This is a genomic window from Patulibacter defluvii (assembly GCF_034096925.1).
Taxonomy (GTDB): Bacteria; Actinomycetota; Thermoleophilia; order Solirubrobacterales; family Solirubrobacteraceae; genus Patulibacter; species Patulibacter defluvii.
The window spans coordinates 1-23,789 of record NZ_JAWZSQ010000040.1; the positions used below are offsets into that span (position 1 = coordinate 1).

A 23,789-nucleotide genomic window follows, 5' to 3' on the forward strand; every position below is an offset into this window, starting at 1 on the left:
GGGCGGGGCGGCGGCCGCGGGTGGGACGGCGGCCGCGGGTGGGACGGCGGCCGCGGGTGGGACGGCGGCGGGCGAGGCGGATGCGGCGGCGGGGGCCGGCGTCGTCGCGGCCGGCGGCCGGACGACCGCCTCCTTGACGGTGTCCGTGAGCGCGGCGGCGGCGATCGCGGCGTCGGCACCGTCGGCGACCGCCGCCAGGCACTCCTCGATCAGCGTGGCGGTGACCAGCGGCCGCGCGCCGTCGTGGACGAGCACCGGCTCGCCGGGCGGGCCGTCGCCGGTCGCGGCCAGGCCGGCCCGGACGGAGTGCGAGCGCTCGCGGCCGCCGGGCACGGCGACCACGCGAGCGGTGCCGTCCGGCCCCTCCCAGCTGCCGGCGGGCAGGCCCCAGGCGGCGGGGTCGGCGGGCAGCGGCTCGCCGTCGGGCAGCACCAGCACGATCCGGCGCAGGCCCGGTGCGGCCACCAGCGTGGCCAGCGACCAAGCCAGCAGCGGGCGGCCGCGAAGCGGCACGAGCGCCTTCGGCCGGTCGTGGCCCAGGCGCTCGCCCCGGCCGGCGGCGACGACGATCGCTACCGCCATCGCGCCAGCGGGGTGGTGAGCCGGATCACGGCGTTTCGGATCCGGCCCACGGCGTCCGCGAACGGACGCGCGTCAGTCCTGCAGGGCCAGCTCGGCGTCGTCCGTCTCGTCGACGTCGTCGGTCTCGACCTCGTCGTCCTCGACCGCCGTCGCGTTCGGGTTGGTGCCGAGCAGGTCGTCGAGGTAGGCCTCGGCCTCCTCCTCGGACTTCTCCAGCGCGTACATCAGCTCCGACGCCAGGACCTTCTTGGCGCGGGTGAACATCTGCTTCTCGCCGGTCGAGAGGCCCTTCTCGTTCTCCCGCACGGCGAGGTTGCGGACGACCTCGGCCAGCTCGTGGATGTCGCCGGTCTTGATCTTCTCGCGGTTGTGCTTGAAGCGCCGGTTCCAGTTCTTCGGCATGTCCGTGCAGGGACCGCCGAGGACCGCGAGCACCTCGCGCATCGTCTCCTCGTTGATGACCCGCCGCAGCCCGACCTGGGCGGCCTGGTCGCACGGCACGTGGACGGTCATGTCGTTGTGGAGGATGCGGATCTTCAGGTAGTCGCGCTCCTCACCCAGAACCTTGCGAGGGGCCCTGGCCTTGACGACCCCCGCGCCGTGGTGCGGGTAGACGACGTTGTCGCCGACCTGGAAGTCGCACTCCGTGCTCGCGGCGGGCTCGAAGAGGTCGTCGTCAGTGGTGGTGTCGGGCATAGTCCCTCCTGGGATGGCCCGCCGTCAGCGGCGGGCCGATCGGTTCCGGCGGCCGTGGCGCAACGAGTGCGTCACGTCTGCAGGAAACGGTCGACGAGGTTGATCTCCTGCAGGCGGCGAAGGCCCTCGCGGATGTCCTTCGCACGGATCTCGCCGACTCCGGGCACCGATTCGAGTTCGGCGTCCGTACCGACGAGCAGTTCGTCCAGACCACCGAAACGTTCGATGATCTGCTGCACGACGAGCTTGGGGAGGCGCGGGATGCGCCCCAGGACCCGGTGGCCACGAGGGCTCACCGGATAGTCCAGCGTGTTCAGCTTGCGGTTGTAGCCGAGCAGCTCGGCCAGCCGCCCGAAGTCCAGCAGGTCGGGGTGCGGCAGCCGCGGGAGCAGGTCGAGCGCCTCCGCGACCGCCTCCTCGCTCGGATCCGTCGAGTAGTCGCGGACAAGCGCGGCCTTCTCGCTGGCCGTGCCGACGGTCGTCTCCTCGAGCTGCATCTCGATCAGTCGGCCGTCGGTGCCGAGCTCGACGATGTAGCGCTCGATCTCGACCGCCATCCGCGAGACTAGCTCGGCCCGCTGGAGGACGGTGAGCACGTCATGGAGCGACGCGCCGCCCTCGAACTCCAGCGCGGTCAGGCGCGTGGCGACCTGATCCAGGCGGGTGCGGTACTTGTCGAGCGTGGCCAGGGCCTGGTTCGCCTTGGCGAGGACGACCGGGATCTGGTCCAACTGGTAGCGGGCCCCGTCGACGTAGAGCGAGACGACCTCGCGCCGCTGCGAGACCGCGATCACCAGCGCGCCGGTCTGCTTGCTGACCCGCTCGGCCGTCCGGTGGCGGGTGCCCGTCTCCTGCGTGAGGATCGTCGGGTCGGGAACGAGCTGGACGTTGGCCATCGCGATCTTGGTGGCGTTCGCGTTGAGCGTGATCGCGCCGTCCATCTTCGCCAGCTGGTAGAGCAGCGCCGGCGTGTAGTCGATGTCGAGCCGGATCCCACCTGAACACAGGTGGGTGATCTCCTCAGGCTCGCCGATCGCCAGCAGGCCCCCGGTATGCGCGTTGAGGATCGAATCGATCCCTTCGCGAAGAGCGGTTCCCGGCGCAATCATCTCGAGCGCCTTCACCAGCCGGGGTTCCTGACGTCCTTCGAGCTCCTGAAGCTCTTCACCGGGACGCTGCGCCATCGCAACGATTGTATCAATCCCTTTAGTCGAGCTTGAGCACCCCCTTGACGGCGTACACGGGCACGGCGCGGCCCAGAAGTCAAGTGGGAACCGGCGATCCCGTCACCGGCGCCGGGGCAGCGCCGTCCGCAGCGCGTCCCGCAGCGTCGGGCAGCGCTCGGGTTCGATCACCCCCCGAAGCCCGAACTTGCGCGCCTCGGCCAACCGTCGCTCCGCGTGCGCGACCGCCCGCAGCTCGCCGGTCAGCCCGACCTCGCCGAAGCACGCGACCGGCAGCGCCGGGCGTTCGTCGGACGGTTCAGGGACGGCGCTGTCGGTAGAGCGGGCCGAGGCCGATGGGGGCGAGGCGGACGGAGCCGAGGCCGCCGAGCCCGAGCCGGCCGCAGCGGCCCCGCCCCGCTCCCCCGCGCCGCCGCCCCCTACGCCGGGAACCACGCCACGGGCCGCCGAGGCGACGGCCAGGGCCACGGCCAGGTCGGCGCCGGGCTCGTCGGCCCGGACCCCGCCGACGACGTTGACGAAGACGTCGCTGGTGCTCGTGCTCAGCCCGGCGTGCCGCGCCAGCACGGCCAGCACCAGCGCCAGCCGGTTGCGGTCGATCCCGTTGCAGACCCGGCGCGGCGGCACCAGCTCGCTCGGCGAGACCAGCGCCTGGACCTCGACCAGCAGCGGCCGCGTGCCCTCCATCGCGCAGAGCACCACCGATCCGGCCGCCCGGGTCGCCTCGCCGACGAACCGCGCCGACGGATCGAGCACCTCGACCAGGCCGCTGTCCCGCATCTCGAAGACCCCCGCCTCGTTGGTCGACCCGAAGCGGTTCTTCAGGGCTCGCAGGGTCCGGTACGTGCGCTCCCGCTCGCCCTCGAACTGGAGCACGCAGTCGACCAGGTGCTCCAGCACCCGCGGGCCGGCGAGCGCCCCCTCCTTCGTGACGTGGCCGACCAGGACGGTGGCGATGTCGAGCCGCTTGGCGACGTCCATCAGCCGCGCGGCGACCTCGCGCACCTGGCCGACCGAGCCGGGAGCGCCGGAGAGCGCGCTGTCGTGGAGCGTCTGCACCGAGTCGATCACGCAGACGTCGGGCCGCTCGGCCTCGAGCGTGGCGACGACGGTGTCGAGGTCGGTCTCGGCCAGGATCGGCACGTCGAGGGCGGCCGCGACGCCGTGGCCCGCCGAGCCCGATCCACCACCCGCGGACCCCCCGGAGGCCGATCCCGCGCCGCCCGACGATGTCGCGACGCCGGCCAGTCGCTCGGCCCGCAGCCGGACCTGGGCCGCCGACTCCTCGCCCGAGACGTAGAGCGTCGAGCGCCCGTCGCCGGCCAGGCGCCCGAGGACCATGTTGAGCAGCGTCGACTTGCCGATGCCCGGCGATCCGCCGAGCAGCACCAGCGAGCCCGGCACGAGGCCGCCGCCGAGCACCCGGTCGACCTCGCCCAGGCCGGTCCGCAATCGCGGCACGCGCGGCGCGGTGACCTCGCCCAACCGCACCGGCCGACCAGGCGGCGCCCCGTTCGCGCGCGACGCCCGGCCGTTGCCGCGCGGGGCGCCGTTGCGACCGGCGGGCGCCGGCTTGTCGACCCGCTCCTCGGTCAGCGTGCCCCATTCCCCGCAGCCGGGGCACTGGCCCAGCCAACGGGGGCTCTCGTGCCCGCAGGCGGAGCAGACGTGGGCGGTGACGACGCGTGCCATCTCCTGCTCGACAGTAGAGGCGCCGGCGGCGGGAGGACCAGCCCCAGAGCCCGAATCCGGGAAGTTGGCACGACCCGCGGAGAGTTAGCGCAGATCCGGCGCGAGATTGGCACAGCTCGCGACTGACACGGCACAGGGTCAGGGGCGACGATGGCCGGGCCGATGTCCTCCACCGAGCTCCTCCCCGCCGCGTCGCCGCCGCCGCCCGTGGCCGGCTCCGTCCTCACCGCGGCCAGCGCCGCGTCCTGGCCCCTCCCGCTACCGCGAGAGGTCCAACGCCCGCAGGATGTCGGCGACAACGTCCTCCGGTGCTTCGATGCCGGCGCTGAAGCGGACGTAGCCGGGCGGGACCTGACCGTCGCCGAAGCGATCACGGCGCTCGGCCGAGGAGTGGAGGCCGCCGAAGCTGGTCGCCTCGGCCACCAGGTCGAGGCTGCTGAGGAACGAACGCGCCCGGCGGGGCGAGCCGAGGTCGAAGCCGACGACGGTGCTGAAGCCGGGGTAGCGGGCGTCCGGAACGTCGTCGCGCTCCTGGAGCGCGGCGAAGACGGCCGCGGCCACCTGCTCCTGGCGCTGGAGGCGGATCTCCAGGGTCGCGAGCGAGCGGTGCGCCAGCCAGGTCTCGAACGGGCCCGGGACGGCGCCCGCGAGCGTCCGCCACTGGCGCAGCTCGTCCGCGACCTCGCGGTCGGCGGCGCTGACGTGGCCGAGGATCAGGTCGCTGTGGCCGGTCAGGTGCTTGCTGCCGGACGACACCACCAGGTCGGCGCCGAGGGCCAGGGGCTGCTGGCGGAGCGGCGTGGCGAGCGTGTTGTCGACCACGACCTTCGCCCCCGCCCGGCGGCAGACGGCGATCGTCTCCTCCAGGTCGAGCACTTCGAGGCCCGGGTTGGCCGGGGTCTCGAGCCAGACCATGCTGGCGCCCTTGGCCGCCCGGCGGATCGGCTCGTCGTCGGTCGGCACCAGCCGCACCCCGACGCCGCGCAACGCCAGGTGCTCGCGAGCGATCTGCATCACGCCCGGGTAGCCGTCGTTCGGCGCCACCAGCAGGTCGCCGGGACCCAGCAGCCGCTGGAGCACGGCCGACGCCGCCGCCATCCCGGAGGCGAAGACCACGCTGTGGCCCTGGTCGAGCCCGCCGAGCGCCTGCTCGTAGCGCTCGAAGCCGGGATTGCTGATCCGCCCGTACAGGTGCGGGCTGTCGTCGATCTCCCCCGCCGCGTGGTACGGCCCGGCGAAGACCGGCCCGGCCAGGAACGGCTCGCCCTGGACCGGCGGCACCAGGCCCGCGGTCACGACCCGGGTCGCGGGGCTGAGGGGCGCCGGCGGCAGCTCGGCGGCCGCCGCGTCCTCCTCGGCGGTGCCCTCGACGTCGGCCTGCGGCCCCTCGGCCCCGCGGCCGCGCATCCGGTCCAGCCGGGCCCGCGCCTGGGCGGCCACGCCGCGCGGCAGGACGCCGGCCTCGCCTGGGGCCCACCCCTCGCCGCGGCGGCCGCTCTCGGCGTCGTCGCGCTCGCTCAACGGAACCCCCCGGCACGCGTGGGACGCGTGCGGCACCGGCCCGCCCTGGTGGCAGGCGGGGTCGAAGGCGTTCGGCGGCGCATCGACGGCAACCCTAGCGGCTGCCCGCGCGTGTCACCGATCGGTGACCGCGAGCTTGCAGGACACCCTGTCCGACCCGCCGTCGCCACGGGCGTGCCCCGTACGCCCGCCACGGCGGGCTACGGCCCCGCAACGACACGGGGCGGGGCCGAATCGGCCCCGCCCCGCGGATCCAGGCGTCGTCGAACGACCGGCGGCTCAGGTGCCGTCGGTGGTCTCCTCGCCCGCGGGCTCGTTCCCGGCCGGCGGCTCGGCGGCCGTCGACTCGTCGGTCGTCGCCTCGTCGTTGGCACCGACCGCGGCCGGGACCTTCGGCTCGGCGGGCTCCTCGACGGCGAGCACGACCTCGCGATCGTCGTCGCCCTCGGCGGCCCGGTCGACCTTGACCGTCGCCCCCGGCTTCAGCTCGTTGGCGAGCACGAAGTCGGCCAGCGGGTCCTCGATGTAGCGCTGGATCGCCCGGCGCAACGGACGGGCGCCCATCGCCGGGTCCCAGCCCTTCTCGGCCAGCAGGTCCTTCAGCCCGGGCGTCAGCTCCAGGGTCAGCTCGCGATCCTTCAGCGACGTCCGGACCCGATCGAGCATCAGATCGACGATCTGGGTGATCTCCGGCTTGGTCAGCTTGTGGAAGACGATGACCTCGTCGATCCGGTTGAGGAACTCGGGCTTGAAGGCCTTCTTCAGCTCACCGGTGACGCGCTGCTTCATGTCCTCGTAGCTGACCTCGACGTCCTCGTCGCCGACCTGGAAGCCGAGCGGCGTGGACTTCGCGATCTCCGAGGCCCCGATGTTCGAGGTCATGATCACGATCGCGTGGCGGAAGTCGACTGTCCGGCCCTGCGAGTCGGTCAGCCGGCCGTCCTCCAGGATCTGGAGCAGCAGGTTGAAGACATCGGGGTGGGCCTTCTCGATCTCGTCCAGCAGCAGCACCGAGTACGGCTTGCGCCGCACGGCCTCGGTCAGCTGACCGCCCTCGTCGTAACCGACGTAGCCGGGCGGCGAACCGACCAGCCGCGAGACGGCGTGCTTCTCCATGTACTCCGACATGTCGACGCGGACCATCGCGTCGGCGTCGCCGAACAGGAAGTGCGCCAGCGACTTGGCCAGCTCCGTCTTCCCGACGCCGGTCGGGCCGAGGAAGATGAACGAGCCGGTCGGCCGCTTCGGGTCCTTGAGGCCGGCCCGCGAGCGGCGGATGGCCTTGGAGACGACCTGGACGGCCTGCTCCTGCCCGATCACGCGCTCGTGGAGCTCCTCCTCCATCCGCATCAGGCGACGGGTCTCCGCCTCCGTCAGCTTGAAGACGGGGATGCCGGTCCACATCGAGACGATGTCGGCGATCTCCTCCTCGCCGATCGACAGCCGCGGCTGCTCGCCCTCGCCGGCCTCCCACTGCTCGACGAGCTCGCGCTTCTTCTGCACGAGCTTCCGCTCCTCGTCGCGCAGCGAGGCGGCTGCCTCGTACTCCTGCGCCTCGATCGCGGCGTCCTTCTTGCGGCGGGCCTCGGCGATCTGCTCCTCGACCTCCTGGAAGACGGGCGGGCTGCCCATCGACCGGATCCGCTTGCGGGACGCGGCCTCGTCGACGAGGTCGATCGCCTTGTCCGGCAGCTGGCGGTCGGCGATGTAGCGATCGGCCAGCTCGACGGCGGCGGTCAGCGCCTCGTCGGTGATCTCGACCTTGTGGTGCTGCTCGTAGCGGTCGCGCAGGCCCTGGAGGATCTGCACGGCCTCCTCGGTCGACGGCTGCTCGACGCGCACCTGCTGGAAGCGGCGCTCCAGGGCGGAGTCGCGCTCCAGGTACTTGCGGTACTCGTCGATCGTCGTCGCGCCGATCGTCTGCAGCTCGCCACGGGCCAGCGCCGGCTTCAGGATCGAGGCCGCGTCGATCGCGCCCTCGGCCGCGCCCGCGCCGACCAGGTTGTGGATCTCGTCGATGAAGAGGATCACGTCGCCCTTGTTGGCGATCTCCTTCATGACCTTCTTGAGCCGCTCCTCGAACTCGCCCCGGTACTTGGAGCCGGCGACCAGGGCCGCCAGGTCGAGGGTGTAGATCTGCTTGTCGCGCAGCAGCTCCGGCACGTCACCGGAGGAGATGCGCTGGGCCAGGCCCTCGACGACCGCCGTCTTGCCGACGCCGGGCTCGCCGATCAGGACCGGGTTGTTCTTCGTCCGCCGCGAGAGGATCTGCATGATCCGCTCGATCTCGGTCTCGCGACCGACGACCGGATCGAGCTTGCCCTCGGCGGCGAGCTTGGTCAGGTCACGGCCGAACTGGTCGAGGACCTTCGACGAGCGCTTCTGCGGCCCGCCGGCGCCGCCTTCAGCGCTCGCGGACGACCCGCCGACCGAAGAGCCGGCGGTCTGCCGCCGGCCGCCGGGGCCGGAGAGCATCCGGATCACCTCGTTGCGGATCTTCTCGCTGTCGGCGTCGAAGTCGAGGAGGATGCGGGCGGCGACGCCCTCGTTCTCCCGGACCAGGCCGAGCAGGATGTGCTCGGTGCCGATGTAGTTGTGGCCCAGGCTCAGCGCTTCGCGCAGCGCCAGCTCGAGGACCTTCTTGGCGCGGGGAGTGAACGGGATCTGGCCGGAGGTGACTTCCTCCCCCGAACCGACGATCCGCACGACCTGGGCCCGGACGCGCTCGACGGTGATGTCGAGCGACTCCAGGACGCGGGCCGCCAGGCCCTCCTCCTCGCGCAGCAGCCCGAGCAGGATGTGCTCGGTGCCGATGTAGTTGTGCTTGAGCGTTCGCGCCTCTTCCTGGGCGAGAACGACAACCTGCCTGGCTCGTTCTGTGAATCGCTCGAACATTCCCTGGATCCTTCCCGACCGGCTGCCCGGGGCTTCGGGCGAGCGGGTCTGATTCGAAGGTACGCCAACGGACCCGTTCACCCATCTCTACGCCCCGTCCAGTCGGGCAGATGCGCGTCCGGGCCTGTCAGTCGTTCCTTGAGAAGCATCGTACCAGCGGGCCTACCCGGCTCCCTCGGATGGCCAGGAGTGGACGGACGTGCGGGTCGCGGAACGGACGGACGGTCGGGGTCGCGGGTCGGCTCAGGGTTCGAGCCGGACGACGATCGCCTTCGAGGTCGGGGTGTTCGACGTCCGGGCCGTGCTGTCCAGCGGGACCAGGGGATTCGTCTCCGGGTAGTAGGCCGCCGCGCAGCCGCGGGCGGTCGGATAGGCGACCAGGCGGAAGCCGTCGGCCCGCCGCTCGCGGCCGTCGCGCCACTCCGAGACGAGGTCGACCTGCTGGCCGTCGGCCAGGCCCAGCTCGGCCAGGTCGTCGGGATGGACGAAGACCACGCGGCGCCCGCCGCTGATGCCGCGGTAGCGGTCGTCGAGCCCGTAGACCGTCGTGTTGTACTGGTCGTGCGAGCGCAGGGACTGGAGCAGCAGCCGGCCCGGCGGGCACTCCAGCGGCTCGAGCGCGTTGACGGTCAGCCGCGCGCGGCCGGAGGGCGTGTCGAAGCGGCGGGCGTCGCGGGGGCCGTGGGGCAGGACGAAGCCGCCCGGCCACGCCGCCCGCTCGTTGAACCGCTCGAAGCCGGGGACGACCGCCTCGATCCGGTCGCGGATCCGTCCGTAGTCGGCGGCCAGCGCCTCCCACGGGACGGCCGCCGCGGCCGCGGCGCGCCGGCCGCCCTCGCCCAGCCCAACGCCCTCGCGCAGACCGCCGCCGACGCGCGGACCGCCGCCGTCGCCATCGCCGCCGCCGTCGCCCGGTCCGCCGTCGGGGCCGAAGAGCGCGCGGGCCAGGCCGGCGACGATCTCGACCTCGCTGCGCAGCGACTCCGACGGCGGCGCCAGCCGGCCGCGGCTGGCGTGGACCACGCTCATCGAGTCCTCGACGGTCACGAACCGCGGCTGCCCGTCGGGCCCGAGGTCGCGGTCGGTGCGGCCGAGGGTCGGCAGGATCAGCGCCTGGCGGCCGGTGACGGTGTGCGAGCGGTTGAGCTTGGTCGAGACCTGGACGGTCAGCCGGGCGCGGCGCAGCGCGGCCTCGGTGACCTCGGTGTCCGGCGTCGCCGAGGCGAAGTTGCCGCCGACGGCGAACAGCACCCGGGCACGGCCGTCGCGCAGGGCCCGGATGCTGTCGACGACGTCGTGTCCGTGGGCGCGGGGCATCGGCACGCCGAAGGTCGCCTCCTGGCGGTCGAGGAAGCCGGGGTCGGGCTTCTCCCAGATCCCCATCGTGCGGTCGCCCTGGACGTTCGAGTGACCGCGGACCGGGCAGAGGCCGGCGCCCTTGCGGCCGATGTTGCCCCGCAGCAGCAGGAAGTTGACGACCTCGCGGATGGTGGCGACGGCGTCGCGGTGCTGGGTCAGGCCCATCGCCCAGCAGACGACGATCCGGCGCGCGGGCAGGATCATCGCCAGCGCCTCGTCGATCTGGTCGCGGGTCAGGCCGGTCGCGCGCTCGACGTCGGGCCACGACAGGTCGGCCAGGTGGTCGCGCAGCGCCTCGGTGCCCTCGCAGTGGTCGCGGAGGAACGCGTGGTCGACGATCCCGGCATCGGGGTCGGCGGCGTCGGCGTCGAGCAGCAGCCGGTTGAGGGCCTGGAAGAGCGCCAGGTCGCCGCCCAGCCGCAGCTGCAGGAAGAGGTCGGTCAGCGGGGTCCCGTGGCCGGTCAGCCCGCGCAGCCGCTGGGGGTTGTCGAAGCGCTGGAGGCCGGCCTCGGGCAGCGGGTTGATCGTCATGATCCGCGCCCCCTGCTCCTTGGCCTGCTCGAGCGTGGTCAGCATCCGCGGGTGGTTGGTGCCCGGGTTCTGGCCGGCGACGATGATCAGGTCGGCGGCGACGAGGTCGTTGACGGTGACGCTGCCCTTGCCGATCCCGATCGTCTCGACCAGCGCCGAGCCGGACGACTCGTGGCACATGTTCGAGCAGTCGGGCAGGTTGTTGGTGCCGAAGCAGCGGACGAGCAGCTGGTAGAGGAACGCCGCCTCGTTGCTGGTCCGGCCCGAGGTGTAGAACAACGCCTCGTCGGGGGAGTCGAGCGCCCGCAGCTCGTCGGCGATCAGGGCGAAGGCGTCCTCCCAGGCGATCGGCACGTAGTGGTCGGCTCCGGGCGCCAGGTGCATCGGCTCGGTCAGCCGGCCCTGCTGGCTGAGCCAGTGCTCGCTCCGCTGGTGCAGCTCGGCGACCGGGTGGCGGGCGAAGAAGTCGCGCTCGACGGTCCGCCGGGTGGCCTCCTCGGCGACCGCCTTGGCGCCGTTCTCGCAGAACTCCAGGTGCTTGAAGCCCGGTCGGCCAGTCTCGTGATCGGGCTCGGGCCAGGCGCAGCCGGGGCAATCGAAGCCGTGCGGCTGGTTGATCCGGCCGAGCACGCGGGCGGTCCGGACCGCCCCCATCTGGCGCATCGTGTGGCGGGCGATCGAGCGGGTGGCCGGCATCCCGACCGCGTGGTCGACCGGCGGGCCGACCCGCAGCCCGGCGTCGTCCTCGGGAACGTCGCGGTCGCGGCTCACAGCGCGATCCGCTCGGGACGGGCGTAGACGTTGAAGGTCTCGCCGCGGAGGAACCCGACCAGCGTCACGCCCAGGCGATGAGCGGCGTCGACGGCCAGGCTCGACGGGGCCGAGACCGCGCAGACGATCGCGGCCCGGGCGACGGCGGCCTTCTGGACCAGCTCGTAGCTGGCGCGACCGGAGAGCATCACGATCGCCGGCGGCGGGTCACCGGCCAGCAGCACCGCCCCGAGCGCCTTGTCGAGGGCGTTGTGGCGGCCGACGTCCTCGCGCACCACCCGCAGGCCGCCGTCGGCGTCGAAGAGCGCCGCCGCGTGCAGGCCGCCGGTGCGGGCGAACAGCCGCTGGTGGTCGCGCAGCCGGTCGGGCAGGGCGGTCAGGACGCCCGGAGCGACCACCGGGCCATCCGGGACCGGCGGGCAGCGGTCGCCCAGCTCGTCGAGCGTGCTGTGACCGCAGACGCCGCAGCTGGAGGAGACCTCGACCCGCCGCCGCAGCCGCGAGCGGTCGAGCGGGTCGCGCAGCGCCACCTGGACCGCCCCCCGCTCGTCGGGGCAGGCGCGGGCGGCCACGATGCCCGTCCCGACCAGGCCCTCGGCGGCGAGGAAGCCGGCGGCCAGCTCCAGGTCGTGGCCCGGGGTGCGCATCGTGACGGCGACCGCGACCGGCTCCTCGCCCGGGCCGCCGGCGCGGATCTCCAGCGGCTCCTCGGTCGCCAGCCGGTCGCGCCGCCGGCGGACGCCGTCGGGCCCGACCGTCAGGACCGGCGCCGGCGTCGCTCCGCCGCGCCGATCGTTCCCGTGCGGGGGCGCGAGCGCGAGAGCGGTCATCCCACCAGGGCACCAGCTCGCGGCCCGCGCGGCAACTGGAAGCGCGGGCGGGTCGATAGAGCGCGTCTATCGACCGGGCTCGGCCGGGCGGTCGAGGTCGATCGTCGCGGCCAGCTCGACCAGCGTCGCGACCGACGGCGGCGCCGGATCGCCGGCCGCCGCCAGCAGCCCGATCGTCTCGGGATCGTCCGGCGCCACCAGCGGCAGCGCCCGCATGCCCGCCGGCAGGCCAAAGGCCGCCGTCCACGGATGCGCGACCACGCTCGACCAACCGGCCCGCACGTGGCCCAGCAGCGCGGTCAGCGAGTTCGTCTCCAGCGCCACGTCGGGCGTCGCGCCGGCCGCCGCGAAGCGCCCGTCGAGGATCCGGCGGTTCTGCATGTCCGCCGTCAGCAGGCAGAGCCGGACCCCGTCCAGCTCCGACCAGCCGACGGCGTCGCGGCCGGCGAACGGGCCGTCGGCCGCCGTCACCAGCCGGTAGCGCTCGCGGTAGAGCGGCCAGGTGCGGACGCCCTCCGGCGGGTCGTCGGCCAGGTAGGTGACGCCGACGTCGAGCCCGAAGGTGTCGAGCCCGCGCTCGATCTCGCGCGAGGTCATCGAGCGGACCTCGATCCGGGTCGCCGGATGCCGCTCCAGGAACGGCGAGGTCAACCGCGCGATCACCGGCAGCGCGGTCGGGATCGCCCCGATCCGCAGCACGCCGACGCCGTCGCCCCGCATCCGCGCCGCGTCGGCCGCCAGGTTGCGGTGGTCGGCCACGATCCTCTGCGCCCACCGCAGCACCCGCTCGCCCTCGGGCGTCAGACCCTCGAAGCGGTGGCCGCGCCGGACCAGCGGCACGCCGAGCGCCGTCTCCAGCGCCCGGATCCCGGCCGAGAGCGTCGGCTGGGTGACGTGGCAGGCGTCGGCGGCGCGGCCGAAGTGCCGCTCGCGGTCGAGCGCCACCAGGTACTCGAGCTGGCGGCCCTGCATCGCCCGGCCTCGCCGCGGTCCCGGTCGCTCAGTCCCGCATCGCCGGGAAGAGGACGACCTCGCGGATCGTCCGGCGCCCGGTCATGCAGATCACGAGCCGGTCGATCCCGAGCCCGAGGCCGCCGGTCGGGGGCATCCCCTGCTCCAGCGCCTCGACGAAGCTCTCGTCGTAGGGCTGGGCCTCGTCGTCGCCGGCCAGCTCCAGCCGCGCCTGCTCGTCGAACCGACGCCGCTGCTCGTCGGGATCGTTCAGCTCGGAGAAGGCGTTGGCGATCTCCATCCCGCAGGCGAACGCCTCGAACCGCTCGACCAGGCCGGTGTCGACCCCGTCGGCGGTCCGCTTGGCCTTCGCGAACGGCGACAGCTCGACCGGGTAGTCGAAGAGCATCGTCGGTTGCTGCAGGAACGGCTCGACGTGCTTCGAGAGCAGGTCGTCGACCAGCTGCGGCCACGTCCGGTCGCCGGGGTCGAGGTCGGTCCGGTCGCTGTCGCGGATCACCTGCGCCAGCGACGCCGCGTCGCGGTGGGCGAGCACGTCGATCCCGGTCGCCTCCTCGATCGCCCCGGCCAGCGTCTGCCGCTTCCACGGCTTCGTCCACTCGATCTCGCCCTCGTAGCCGATCGCTCGGGCGACGTGCTGGACGCACGCCTCGAGCCGGTTCGCCGCGTCCTCGACGTCGGCGTAGGCCTCGTACCACTCGAGCATCGTGAACTCGGGGTTGTGCTTGTGGCTGATCCCCTCGTTGCGGAAGTTCTTGCCCAGCTCGTAGACCCGCTCGAGGCCGCCGACGATCAGCCGCTTGAGGTACAGCTCGGTGGCGATCCGCAGGTAGAAGTCGCGGCCGAGGGCGTTGTGGTGGGTGACGAACGGCCGCGCCAGCGCGCCACCGTAGAGCGGCTGGAGGACCGGGGTCTCGACCTCCAGGAAGCCCTCGCCGTCGAGGTAGCGGCGGACCTCGGAGACGATCTTCGAGCGCAGGACGAAGGCCTGCCGCGTCTCCTCGTTGCCGATCAGGTCGAGCTCGCGCCGACGCTGGCGCAGCTCGGTGTCCTGGAGCCCGTGGTGCTTGTCGGGCGGCGGCCGCAGCGCCTTCGCCAGCACGGTGAAGTCCTCGACCCGCAGCGTCAGCTCGCCGCGGCGGGAGACGAAGGCGACGCCGTCGATCCCCAGCAGGTCGCCGAGGTCGACTGCGTCCAGCAGCCGCGTCATCCGCTGCTCGCCGAGCACGTCGAGCTTGGCCTGCAGCTGGACCCGCCCCGAGCGGTCGTCGAGGTCGAGGAAGGCCATCTTGCCCTGGCCGCGACGGGCGCGGAGGCGGCCGGCGATCCGGTGGCGGACGTCGGTCTCCGCCCCGTCCTCGAGCTCGGCGTGGCGCTCGCGGACGGCGGCGATCGGCTCGACGCCGTCGAAGTCGTGCGGGAACGGCTCGATCCCCGCGGCGCGCAGCGCGTCGAGCTTGGCGCGGCGAACGGCGAGCAGGTCGGTGCCGTCGCCCTCGATCTCCGGGGCGGGGTTGGTCATCGCGAGCCGGCGGCGCTCAGCGCGAGATCTCGAGGACCTCGAGCGTGCGCGTGCGGCCGTTGGGCAGGGTCACGGTGACCTTGGCGCCCTTGGCCTGCCCGAGCAGCGCGCGGCCGACCGGCGACTCGTTGGAGAGCTTCTTCTCGGCCGGGTTCGCCTCGGCCGAGCCGACGATCGCGTAGACGTCCTCGCCCTTGTCGGACTTGACCCGCACGCGGGTGCCGACCTGGACGGCGTCGGTCGAGAGGTGCGCCTCGTCGACGACCTGGGCCGAACGCAGCTGCTCCTCGATGTCGAGGATCCGGCGCTCGACCATCGCCTGCTCGTTCTTGGCGTCGTCGTACTCCGAGTTCTCGGAGATGTCGCCGAACTCGCGCGCCTCCTTGATCCGCTCGGCCACCTCGCGGCGCTTGTCCGTCGACAAGTGCTCCAGCTCCTGCTTGAGCTTGGTGAGCCCCTCGGGGGTGAGGATGACGTCCTTGGGCATCTGCAACCTTTCGCCTCGGCTGTGCGGGACGGCGACCTGGTGTTTCCGGGCGGGGAGGAGGTGGAGGGGGATCCGCGTTCCCGCCGGGAGCCGTCGCCCCGCTGAGCGGACGGGCAGTATAGCCATGCCCGCAGGCGTTTCCCCACCAGCGGGCCGAATCGGCCGTCGGGCCGGGCCCGAACGGCGCCGATCAGACGCTGACGGCGGCCGCTTCGTGGAGCAGCGCGCGGGCCTGCTCGACGCCCTCGCCGCGCTGCAGCGCCTCCTGCAGGCGCTTGCTCGCCGGCGCCGTCGGCAGCTGTCCCTGGGCCTCGGCCAGCCGCTCGACGTACCACGGGTAGTGCTTGCGCAGGTAGCGGCCGGCCCGCTCCGCGCCGAGGTGCTCGATCGTCCGGTCGAGCACCCAGTCGAACTCGGCGACGACCTCGACGACGGTCGGGGGGACGTCCTCGCGGGCGCCGAGCAACGACGCGAACAGCCACGGGTTGCCGAGCGCGCCGCGGGCCAGCATCACCGCCGCCGGCCGCACCTGCTCGTAGGCGGCGAGCGTCTCGGCCGCGGTGTGCAGGCCGCCGGTCAGCACCACCGGCACCGGCAGCTCGTCGGCCAGCCGCGCGGCCAGCGCATAGTCGGGCGTGCCCTTGTGGTGGACCTGGGCGCTGCGCGGGTGGAAGCCGATCGCGTCGACGCCGGCCTCCTCGACCAGCCGCGCGGCCAGCGCGTAGCCGTCGTGCTCGCCGTCCTTCTTGGTCGCCGAGCGCAGCTTGACCGTGACCGGGAGGTTCGAACCCTCCTTGGCCGCCCGCGCGACGGCGATCGCGGTCTCCGGATCCTTCAGCATCGCCGCGCCGGCACCGGTCTTGCAGACCTTCGGCACCGGGCAGCCCATGTTGAGGTCGATCACGTCGACGTTCGTGTGCTCGGCGACGTAGGCGGCGGCCGAGCGCATCACCTCGGGGTCCTGGCCGAAGAGCTGGATCGCGACCGGGCCGCCGTCGCGCTCCTCGCGCTTGAAGGTCAGCAGGTCGCGGAGGGTCTTCTCGTTGCGGTAGTGGATCGCGAACGAGGAGACCATCTCGCTGACCGCGTAGCCGGCGCCGTGGCGCTTGGCCTGCAGCCGCACGACCCAGTTGCCGATCCCGGCCAGCGGCGCGAGCGTCACCCGGTTGGGGATCCGGACGCCGGCGATCGACCACGGCTCGGTGAGGGCGGGCAGCGACATGCCCTTCACAGGGTAGAGAGGTCGCTACGCGTTGCGCTCGTGGAGCAGCCGCAGGCCGGTCAGGGTCAGCAGGTCGTCGACCTCGTCGATCGTCCGGCAGTGGGGCACGATGTGGCGCGCCAGGCCGCCGGTGGCGATCAGGTCGGTGTCCTCCCCCAGCTCGTCGAGCAGCCGGCCGACGATCGCGTCGACCCCGCCGGCGAAGCCGTAGATCACGCCGCTGCGGATGCCCTCGATCGTCGACTTGCCGATCAGCTGGCGGGGGGCAACGAGGTCGATCTTCGGCAGCGCGGCGGCGCGGCTGGTCAGCGCCTCGAGCGAGATCTCGACCCCGGGGCTGATGATCCCGCCCAGGTACTCGCCGTCGGCCGAGACCGGGTCGTAGGTGATCGCGGTGCCGAAGTCGACCACCACGCAAGCGCCCCGGAAGCGGTCGTAGGCGGCGACGGCGTTGACCAGCCGGTCGGCGCCGATCTCGCGCGGGTTGTCGTAGCGCAGCGCCATCCCGGTCTTGATCCCCTGGCGGACGACCACCATCTCGTGGTCGAGGTAGCGGTCGGCCATGCCGCGCCACTCGTCGGCCAGCTGGGGAACGGTCGAGGAGACGATCGAGGCCGAGAGGTCGCCGATGTCGACCCCGCGCAGCTCGAGCAGGGCCCGCAGCTTGGCGCCCAGCTCGTCGCCGGTCGAGTCGCGGACGGTCGCGAACCGCCAGTGCTCGACCAGCTTCTCGCCCTCGAAGGTCCCGAAGTGGGTCTGGGTGTTGCCGACGTCGACGACGAGGAGCATCGGTCCGATTATCGCCGCCCGGCCCGGCGGTCGCCCTCGCGGCCGCGGTGGGGCCCCGACCAGGCCCGCCGCTGACATGGTGTGGAGCGCACAACGCCGGCCCCGCAGGGCCGCCCTATGCTGGCGCCATGGCCGCCACCCTGTTCCTCGTCCACGGGTCGCATCCCTGCGCGACCGTCGAGCGCGCGCTGGCCCTCAAGGGCATCGAGCACCGGGTGGTCGAGTGGCCGCCGCCGATGCACGCGCCGCTCCAGACCGCGATCTTCCGCCGCCGCACCGTCCCGGGGATCCGGTTCGACGGCGGCGAGCGGGTGGTCGGCTCGCGCGCGATCCTCCGCCGGCTCGACGAGTTGGTGCCGGAGCCGCCGCTGCTGCCCGCCGACCCGGCCGCCCGCGAGCGGGTGCTCGAGGCCGAGCGGTGGGGCGACGAGGTCCTGCAGTCGGTGCCGCGGCGGGTCCTCTGGCATGCGCTCGGCGAGGCGCCGACGGCGATCCCCAGCTTCCAGGAGCACTCGCGGCTGCCGATCCCGAAGGCGGTGCTGCCGCTGATGTCGCCGGCGATCGTCGCGATCGAGCGGCGGATGAACCACGCCACCCCGGCCGGGGCGAAGGCCGACCTGGCCGACCTGCCCGGGCACCTGGACCGGATCGAGGCGTGGCTGGCCGACGGCACCCTCGGCGGCAGCAGCGAGAACGCCGCCGACCTCCAGATCGCCAGCAGCCTGCGGCTGCTGATGACGATCGAGGACCTGCGCGAGCCGCTGGCCGCCCGTCCCGCCGGTCAGCTGGCGCTGCGGATCTTCCCCCAGTTCGACGGCCACGTCCCGGCCGGCACGCTGCCGGCCGAGTGGCTGGCCCCGCTGACCGCCCCGGCCGCCGCGGCCCCGGCCAAGCGCGGCCGCAAGCGCCAGACGGCCTAGCCGGCGGCGACGTCGAGCGGATCGCCGGCCCGCCGCACGCCCTCGTCGAGCGGCAGCGCGGCCAGGCGATCGGCCAGGCGGGTCCCGTCGGGCAGGGCCAGCTCCAGGTCGAGGTCGAGCAGCGGCACCAGCACGAACCGCCGCTCGGCGACCTGGGCGTGCGGCAGCGTCAGCCGCTCGGAGGCGTAGGGCTCGTCGCCGAGCAGCAGCAGGTCGACGTCGATCGGCCGCGGCCCGTGGCGGACGTAGCCCTGGGCCGGGTCGAGCGTCCGGCCCTGCTCGCGCTCGACCGCCTTGCAGGCCGCCAGCAGCTCCTCCGGGGCGAGCGCGGTCGCGATCCGGACGCAGGCGTTGAGGAACGACGGCTGGTCGAGGATCTCCCCCACCGGATCGGTGTCGTAGACCGCCGAGGAGGCCAGCACGCGGACCCCGTGGCGGGGCAGCGCGTCGACCGCCAGCTGCAGCTGGTCGCGGCGCTCGCCGACGTTCGAGCCGAGGCCCAGGTAGCCGAGCCGCTCGCCGGGGCGCAGCGCGTCGCCGGTCATCCGACCGGGGCCAGCAGCGCCAGCTGGCGGGACTGGGCCAGCAGCGACCCGTCGGGCAGGAACAGCAGGCCGTCCTCCTCGACGAAGCCCTCGCTGGCCGCGGTCGAGCGGTAGTGGCCGAAGATCGGCTGCGGCGGCAGGCCCTCGGGCGGCAGGCCGGCGCGGAAGTGGATCGTCAGGTCGACGGTCGGGGCGATCACCGGCCGCGAGACGGCCTCGAAGACCGGCGGCCACCAGATGTCGGCGGCGAGGGCGACGAACGGCTCGTCGATCGGGCGCGGCTCGGGCAGCGCGATCCAGCCCCCGGTCTCGACCGCTCCGCCGGGCTCCGGCACCCGCCCGGCGAGCGGGATCCCACCCAGCTGCGGGGCCAGCCGCACCTGGTGGACGACCGGCGGCATCTGCGGCAGCGGCTCGATCCAGCGGCCCTTGCGCGGCCGGTACTCGGGCACCGGCAGGCCCTCGGCGTCGAGCGCCGGCGGCGGCGCCACGTCGGGCAGCCGCGGGGTCCAGTCGACCGGCGACGGCAGCTCGGCGGCCGAGAACGCGGCCAGCCCCTCGAGCACGGCCCGGTCGCCCTGGCGGGCGCGGACGCGGGCGCTGCTGACCCGGCGGCCGCGGCGCAGCAGCTCGACGGTCAGCTCCAGCGGGCCGTCGGCCGCCCCCCGCAGGTAGTGGAGGGTCAGCGACCGCAGCCGCAGCTCGCCGGCCGGGTCGACGACCGCCCGCAGCGCGCGGACGACGATCGCGGCCAGGTAGCCGCCGTTGGGACCGGTCGGGGCCGACCAGGCGCTGTCGACGGACGCCTCGACGACGCCGTCCTCGCGCAGCCGGACGGTCGTCGCGCGGTCGAACGCGGTGGTGGGGACGCTCGGCGCGGACACGGTCAGTCCCCGTCCCCCGCCCGCCACAGCTCGACGGCGACCTCCTCGACCGCGAGCGGGATCGGCGGCTCCGGCTTGGTGCACTTGACCCACACCTCCTCGGCCCCGTAGTCGGAGACGACGCGGTCGGCGATCGCGGCGCAGAGCCGCTCCAGCGTCTTGTACGAGCGCTGCTGGGCGACGAGCGCCACCAGCTGGCAGACCTCGCCGTAGTCGATCGTGTCCTCGACCCGGTCGGTGACGGTCGCGTCGCAGTCGGCGACGGCCATCCGCAGGTCGACGATCAGCCGCTGGCCGATCTCGCGCTCGGCCGGCGTCACGCCGTGGTGGGTGTAGAGCGAGAGCCCGCGGATCTCGACGGTGACCTCGTCGCGGTCGTCGCCGTCCAGCTCGTCGTCGTCGAGCTCGTCCTCGTCCTCCTCGAGCTCGTCCTCGTCGCGCTCCTCGGCGGGCTCGTCGTCGAAGCGCTCGTCGTCCTCGGGCATGGCGGCCACGGTAGCGGAGCGCGGCCGGCGGTCCGTGGCCGCCCGCTGGTGCCTGCCTCAGCCCGGCCGGTCGCCGGCGGCCGGCCCCAGCACCCGCGCCGCCACGGCCAGCGCGTCGTGGACCGCGCCGACGTCGTGGACGCGGAAGACCCGGGCGCCGGCGGCCAGCGCCAGGACGTTGGTGGCGATCGTGCCGGCCAGCCGCTGGCGGGGGTCGTCGCGGCCGGTGATCCGGCCGAGGAAGCTCTTGCGCGAGGTCCCGACCACCACCCGCGGGCCGATCGCCACGATCTCGTCCAGCCGCCGTAGCAGCTCGAGGTTGTGGTCGAGCGTCTTGCCGAACCCGATCCCGGGGTCGAGGTCGATCCGCCCGGCGTCGACCCCGGCCGCGGCCGTCGCCTCCAGCCGCTGCTCCAGGAAGGCCCGGACGTCGTCGACCACGTCGCCGTAGCGGGGGTCGCGCTGCATCGTCCGCGGCTCGCCCTGCATGTGCATCAGGCAGCAGCGGGCGCCGCGCTCGGCCACCAGCGGCGCCATCTCCGGGTCGTGGCGCAGGCCGCTGACGTCGTTGACGTAGCCGGCGCCGGCGTCGAGCGCCGCGGCCGCCACCGCCGCCTTGGTGGTGTCGACCGAGAGCGTGACGCCCGGCAGCGCGGCGACCAGGCCCTCGATCACCGGCACCACCCGCCGCAGCTCTTCCGTCGCGTCGACCGCCGCGGCGCCGGGCCGGGTCGACTCGCCGCCGACGTCGAGGATCGTCGCCCCCGCCGCGGCCAGCTCGAGCCCGTGGCGGACGGCGGCGTCGCGGTCGTACCACTCGCCCCCGTCGCTGAACGAGTCGGGCGTGACGTTGACGATCCCCATCACCTCGAAGGCGGCCACCGCCCCAGTCTCCCGCAGAACGACCGACGGCGGCCCGTGGGCCGCCGTCGTCGATCAGATCAGACGAGGCAGAATCAGGTGAACTGCGGGCCTGCCGAGCCGTGACGGCCGTCCATCGCCGTCCCCAGCCCCGGCCGGGGCAGCGGCCGCGGGGCGGGACGCTCGGTCCGCTCGGCGTCGCCGGTCGGCGCGCCGGGCGGCAGCGACGGCGGGTCGTCGTGGAAGACGTCGTCCTCGTGGCGACCCTCGAGCAGCGCCAGGAACTCGTCGCGCTCGATCGTCTCGCGCCGGATCAGGATCTCCGAGATCCGGTTGAGCGCGTCGCGGTGCTCGGTCAGCAGGTCGGTGGCGCGCTGGTGCGCGTCCTCGACGATCCGCCGGATCTCGTCGTCGATCTCGCGGGCGATCTCGTCCGAGTAGTCGGGCTCGGAGTTGAACTCGCGGCCGAGGAACGGCTGGCCGTGGTCGTGGCCGAAGACGCGCGGCCCCAGCCGCTCGCTCATGCCGAACCGCATCACCATCTGCTTGGCGGTGGCGGTGACCTTCTCGAGGTCGTTCGAGGCGCCGGTGGTGATCTCGCCGAAGACGATCTCCTCGGCGGCGCGGCCGCCGAGCGTCATCGCCATCTGGTCGAGCAGCTGGGCGCGCGTGGTGAGGAACTTGTCCTCGGACGGCATCGAGATCGTGTAGCCGAGCGCCTGGCCGCGGCCGACGACGGAGATCTTGTGGACCGGGTCCGCGTTCTCGAGGAAGTGGCCGACGAAGGCGTGGCCCATCTCGTGGTACGCGGTGATCTCCCGCTCCTTCTCGGTCATCACCCGGGTCTTCTTCTCCGGCCCCGCGATCACGCGCATGATGCCCTCTTCGAGCTCGTGCTGGGTGATCTGCTTCTTGCCGGAGCGGGCCGCCAACAGCGCCGCCTCGTTGACGAGGTTGGCCAGGTCGGCGCCGGTGAAGCCGGGCGTCTGGCCGGCCAGGGCCTCGATCTCGATGTCGCCGGCCAGCGGCTTGCCGCGGGTGTGGACCTCGAGGATCTTCGCCCGGCCCTTGCGGTCGGGGCGGTCGACCACGATCTGGCGGTCGAAGCGGCCCGGACGCAGCAGCGCCGGGTCGAGGATGTCCGGGCGGTTGGTGGCGGCGATGAGGATGATGTTGTCCGTCATCGTGAAGCCGTCCATCTCCACCAGGAGCTGGTTCAGCGTCTGCTCGCGCTCGTCGTGACCGCCGCCCATGCCGGCGCCGCGGTGGCGGCCGACGGCGTCGATCTCGTCCATGAAGATGATGCAGGGCGAGTTCTGCTTGGCCTGCTCGAAGAGGTCGCGGACGCGGCTGGCGCCGACGCCGACGAACATCTCGACGAAGTCCGAGCCGGAGATCGAGAAGAACGGCACGCCCGCCTCGCCCGCGACGGCGCGGGCCAGCAGCGTCTTGCCGGTGCCCGGAGGGCCGAAGAGCAGCACGCCCTTCGGGATCCGGGCGCCGAGCGCCTGGAACTTCTTCGGGTTCTCGAGGAACTCCTTGATCTCGTGCAGCTCCTCGACCGCCTCGTCCGCGCCGGCGACGTCGCGGAAGGTGATCTTCGGCGAGTCGACCGAGAGCCGCTTGGCCTTCGACTTGCCGAACTGCATGACCTTGGAACCACCGCCCTGGACCTGGTTCATGATCAGGAACCAGAGGCCGAGGAAGAGGATGAACGGGATGGCGTAGGCCAGGACCTGCCAGAGACCCGAGGTCCGCGACGACTTGACGTCGTACTTCTGGATCTTCTTCTCCTGCGCGGCCGCGGCCAGCTGGGCCTCGAGCTGCGCGCCGTAGTCGGGGATGTACCCGACCTGGTAGGTCTTGTCGTTCTTCAGGTGGACCTTGAGCGAGTTGTCCTTCGTCTGGACGACGACGCTCTCGATCTCGCTGTTGTCCAACTGCGTCTGGAACTCGCTGAAGGTGGCCTTCACCGTCGACTCGCTCGTGAACAGCCGCTGGGCGAAGAACGCCAGCAGCAGGACGATGAGGATGGGGAAGAGTGCGCTCTTGAAGAACCGGCTCATGTGGTGTGCCGGCCCCGTCGCCTTCGGGTCGAGGGAGAACGGGGTCGGAGACGAAGCGTAGCAACGGCGCTGTAACCGGCCCGCCGGGTGGGTGTTGTGACTCCGTTACGCCGTCGCCGAGGCCGGCGGACGGCGTCCGCCGGGATCAGCCCGCGGCCGCCACGGCCGCGTCCGTGAGGGCCGCGACGTAGGGCAGGTTGCGGTAGCGCTGGTCGAGGTCGAGCCCGTAGCCGACGGCGTAGCGATCGGGCAGCTCGAAGCCGGTGTAGCGGATCGGCAGGTCGACCTCGCGCCGGCTCGGCTTGGTCAGCAGCGAGCAGACCTCGAGCGACGCCGGGTTGCGCGAGCGCAGGTTCCGCAGCAGGTACTGGAGGGTCAGGCCCGAGTCGATGATGTCCTCGACGATCAGCACGTGCTGGCCCTCGATCGGCTTGTCGAGGTCCTTGAGGATCCGGACCACGCCGCTCGAGCGGGTCGCCGAGCCGTAGGAGGAGACCGCCATGAAGTCGACCTGACAGGGGATCGTCAGCTCGCGCATCAGGTCGGCGACGAACAGCACCGCGCCCTTCAGCACGCAGACGAGCAGGATCTCGCGGCCGGCGTAGTCGCGGCTGATCTCGGCGCCGATGTCCGCCACGCGGCGGCGGAGGTCGTCCGACTGGATCAGGATCTCGCCGATGTTCGGGTCGCGCACGGGGCCGAGTGTACGAGGCGGACGGGCGCTGCGGCGTCCCCGGGCGACCGGCGGCCTAGCGCCGCTCGCAGCCGACCCGGTCGTCGGCCACCACCACCCGCACCCCGTCGCCGACGTCGAGCGCCGCGCGGGCGCGCGGGCGCGCGGCGAGCGCGAGCACCTCCTCCAGCCGCCGCTCGACCCGCGGGCAGCCGTGCCCGACCGCCGCCTCGGCCAGCAGCCGCAGCGCCCGGCGGCCGATCGCCGGCGGCGCGGCGGCCAGCGCCGCGGCGGCGACCCCC

21 protein-coding genes are annotated in these 23,789 nt (G+C 73.3%); 1 reads left to right on the forward strand and 20 read right to left on the reverse strand.

Features of this window, described 5'->3' with window-relative positions:
* From SH587_RS23810 to SH587_RS23870, 13 genes are all read right to left on the reverse strand, one after another.
* On the reverse strand, positions 1-582 hold a 582-nt coding region (locus tag SH587_RS23810; protein WP_320673157.1), incomplete at its 3' end, for an IspD/TarI family cytidylyltransferase.
* Between the two features lie 72 nt (positions 583-654).
* Positions 655-1,278, reverse strand: a complete 624-nt coding sequence (locus SH587_RS23815) for a CarD family transcriptional regulator (RefSeq protein WP_320673158.1) — start codon at positions 1,276-1,278, stop codon at positions 655-657.
* A gap of 71 nt (positions 1,279-1,349) precedes the next feature.
* Positions 1,350-2,462 (reverse strand): DNA integrity scanning diadenylate cyclase DisA, encoded by a 1,113-nt coding sequence (gene disA / locus SH587_RS23820; RefSeq protein ID WP_007570710.1) that lies wholly within the window; start codon positions 2,460-2,462, stop codon positions 1,350-1,352.
* Between the two features lie 102 nt (positions 2,463-2,564).
* A complete protein-coding gene (gene radA, locus SH587_RS23825; RefSeq protein WP_320673159.1) occupies positions 2,565-4,154 on the reverse strand; it encodes a DNA repair protein RadA in 1,590 nt (529 codons plus the stop codon).
* A gap of 258 nt (positions 4,155-4,412) precedes the next feature.
* Positions 4,413-5,675, reverse strand: coding sequence for a PLP-dependent transferase (locus SH587_RS23830; protein WP_320673160.1), 1,263 nt, complete (start codon positions 5,673-5,675; stop codon positions 4,413-4,415).
* Between the two features lie 279 nt (positions 5,676-5,954).
* A complete protein-coding gene (locus tag SH587_RS23835; RefSeq protein WP_320673161.1) occupies positions 5,955-8,570 on the reverse strand; it encodes an ATP-dependent Clp protease ATP-binding subunit in 2,616 nt (871 codons plus the stop codon).
* 243 nt (positions 8,571-8,813) lie between these two features.
* Entirely contained in the window at positions 8,814-11,231 is a 2,418-nt protein-coding gene (locus SH587_RS23840) for an FdhF/YdeP family oxidoreductase (protein WP_320673162.1), read from the reverse strand.
* Entirely contained in the window at positions 11,228-12,061 is an 834-nt protein-coding gene (gene fdhD, locus SH587_RS23845) for a formate dehydrogenase accessory sulfurtransferase FdhD (RefSeq protein WP_320673163.1), read from the reverse strand. Before fdhD ends, SH587_RS23840 begins: the two co-directional genes overlap by 4 nt.
* A 66-nt stretch (positions 12,062-12,127) precedes the next feature.
* Positions 12,128-13,033, reverse strand: coding sequence for a LysR family transcriptional regulator (locus SH587_RS23850; protein ID WP_320673164.1), 906 nt, complete (start codon positions 13,031-13,033; stop codon positions 12,128-12,130).
* A gap of 28 nt (positions 13,034-13,061) precedes the next feature.
* The gene (gene lysS / locus SH587_RS23855; RefSeq protein ID WP_320673165.1) at positions 13,062-14,555 is read right to left on the reverse strand and encodes a lysine--tRNA ligase; all 1,494 of its coding nucleotides are present in this window, start codon (positions 14,553-14,555) and stop codon (positions 13,062-13,064) included.
* Positions 14,556-14,571: 16 nt separating this feature from the next.
* The gene (gene greA / locus SH587_RS23860; RefSeq protein ID WP_320673166.1) at positions 14,572-15,042 is read right to left on the reverse strand and encodes a transcription elongation factor GreA; all 471 of its coding nucleotides are present in this window, start codon (positions 15,040-15,042) and stop codon (positions 14,572-14,574) included.
* Positions 15,043-15,232: 190 nt separating this feature from the next.
* A complete protein-coding gene (locus SH587_RS23865; RefSeq protein WP_320673167.1) occupies positions 15,233-16,264 on the reverse strand; it encodes a tRNA dihydrouridine synthase in 1,032 nt (343 codons plus the stop codon).
* A 24-nt stretch (positions 16,265-16,288) separates the two neighbouring features.
* Positions 16,289-17,053, reverse strand: coding sequence for a type III pantothenate kinase (locus SH587_RS23870; RefSeq protein WP_320673168.1), 765 nt, complete (start codon positions 17,051-17,053; stop codon positions 16,289-16,291).
* A 128-nt stretch (positions 17,054-17,181) separates the two neighbouring features.
* Here SH587_RS23870 and SH587_RS23875 point away from each other — a divergent pair, with 128 nt between their 5' ends.
* Positions 17,182-17,973, forward strand: a complete 792-nt coding sequence (locus tag SH587_RS23875; protein ID WP_320673169.1) for a glutathione S-transferase family protein — start codon at positions 17,182-17,184, stop codon at positions 17,971-17,973.
* On the opposite strand, the gene folK is transcribed toward SH587_RS23875, so the two are convergent.
* From folK to SH587_RS23910, 7 genes are all read right to left on the reverse strand, one after another.
* Positions 17,970-18,518, reverse strand: a complete 549-nt coding sequence (folK, locus tag SH587_RS23880; protein ID WP_320673170.1) for a 2-amino-4-hydroxy-6-hydroxymethyldihydropteridine diphosphokinase — start codon at positions 18,516-18,518, stop codon at positions 17,970-17,972. The genes SH587_RS23875 and folK overlap by 4 nt on opposite strands.
* A complete protein-coding gene (locus SH587_RS23885) occupies positions 18,515-19,402 on the reverse strand; it encodes an acyl-CoA thioesterase (RefSeq protein WP_320673171.1) in 888 nt (295 codons plus the stop codon). The genes folK and SH587_RS23885 overlap by 4 nt, the downstream gene beginning before the upstream one ends.
* A 2-nt stretch (positions 19,403-19,404) precedes the next feature.
* On the reverse strand, positions 19,405-19,887 hold the full coding sequence (folB, locus tag SH587_RS23890) for a dihydroneopterin aldolase (protein WP_320673172.1): 483 nt from the start codon (positions 19,885-19,887) through the stop codon (positions 19,405-19,407).
* 57 nt (positions 19,888-19,944) lie between these two features.
* A complete protein-coding gene (gene folP, locus SH587_RS23895) occupies positions 19,945-20,769 on the reverse strand; it encodes a dihydropteroate synthase (protein ID WP_320673173.1) in 825 nt (274 codons plus the stop codon).
* 74 nt (positions 20,770-20,843) lie between these two features.
* Complete coding sequence (gene ftsH, locus SH587_RS23900) at positions 20,844-22,814, reverse strand: ATP-dependent zinc metalloprotease FtsH (RefSeq protein ID WP_320673174.1); 1,971 nt, start codon at positions 22,812-22,814, stop codon at positions 20,844-20,846.
* Between the two features lie 145 nt (positions 22,815-22,959).
* Entirely contained in the window at positions 22,960-23,508 is a 549-nt protein-coding gene (gene hpt / locus SH587_RS23905; RefSeq protein WP_320673175.1) for a hypoxanthine phosphoribosyltransferase, read from the reverse strand.
* 55 nt (positions 23,509-23,563) lie between these two features.
* Positions 23,564-23,789 (reverse strand): TilS substrate-binding domain-containing protein (locus tag SH587_RS23910; protein WP_320673176.1); only part of this gene is annotated, 226 nt, incomplete at its 5' end.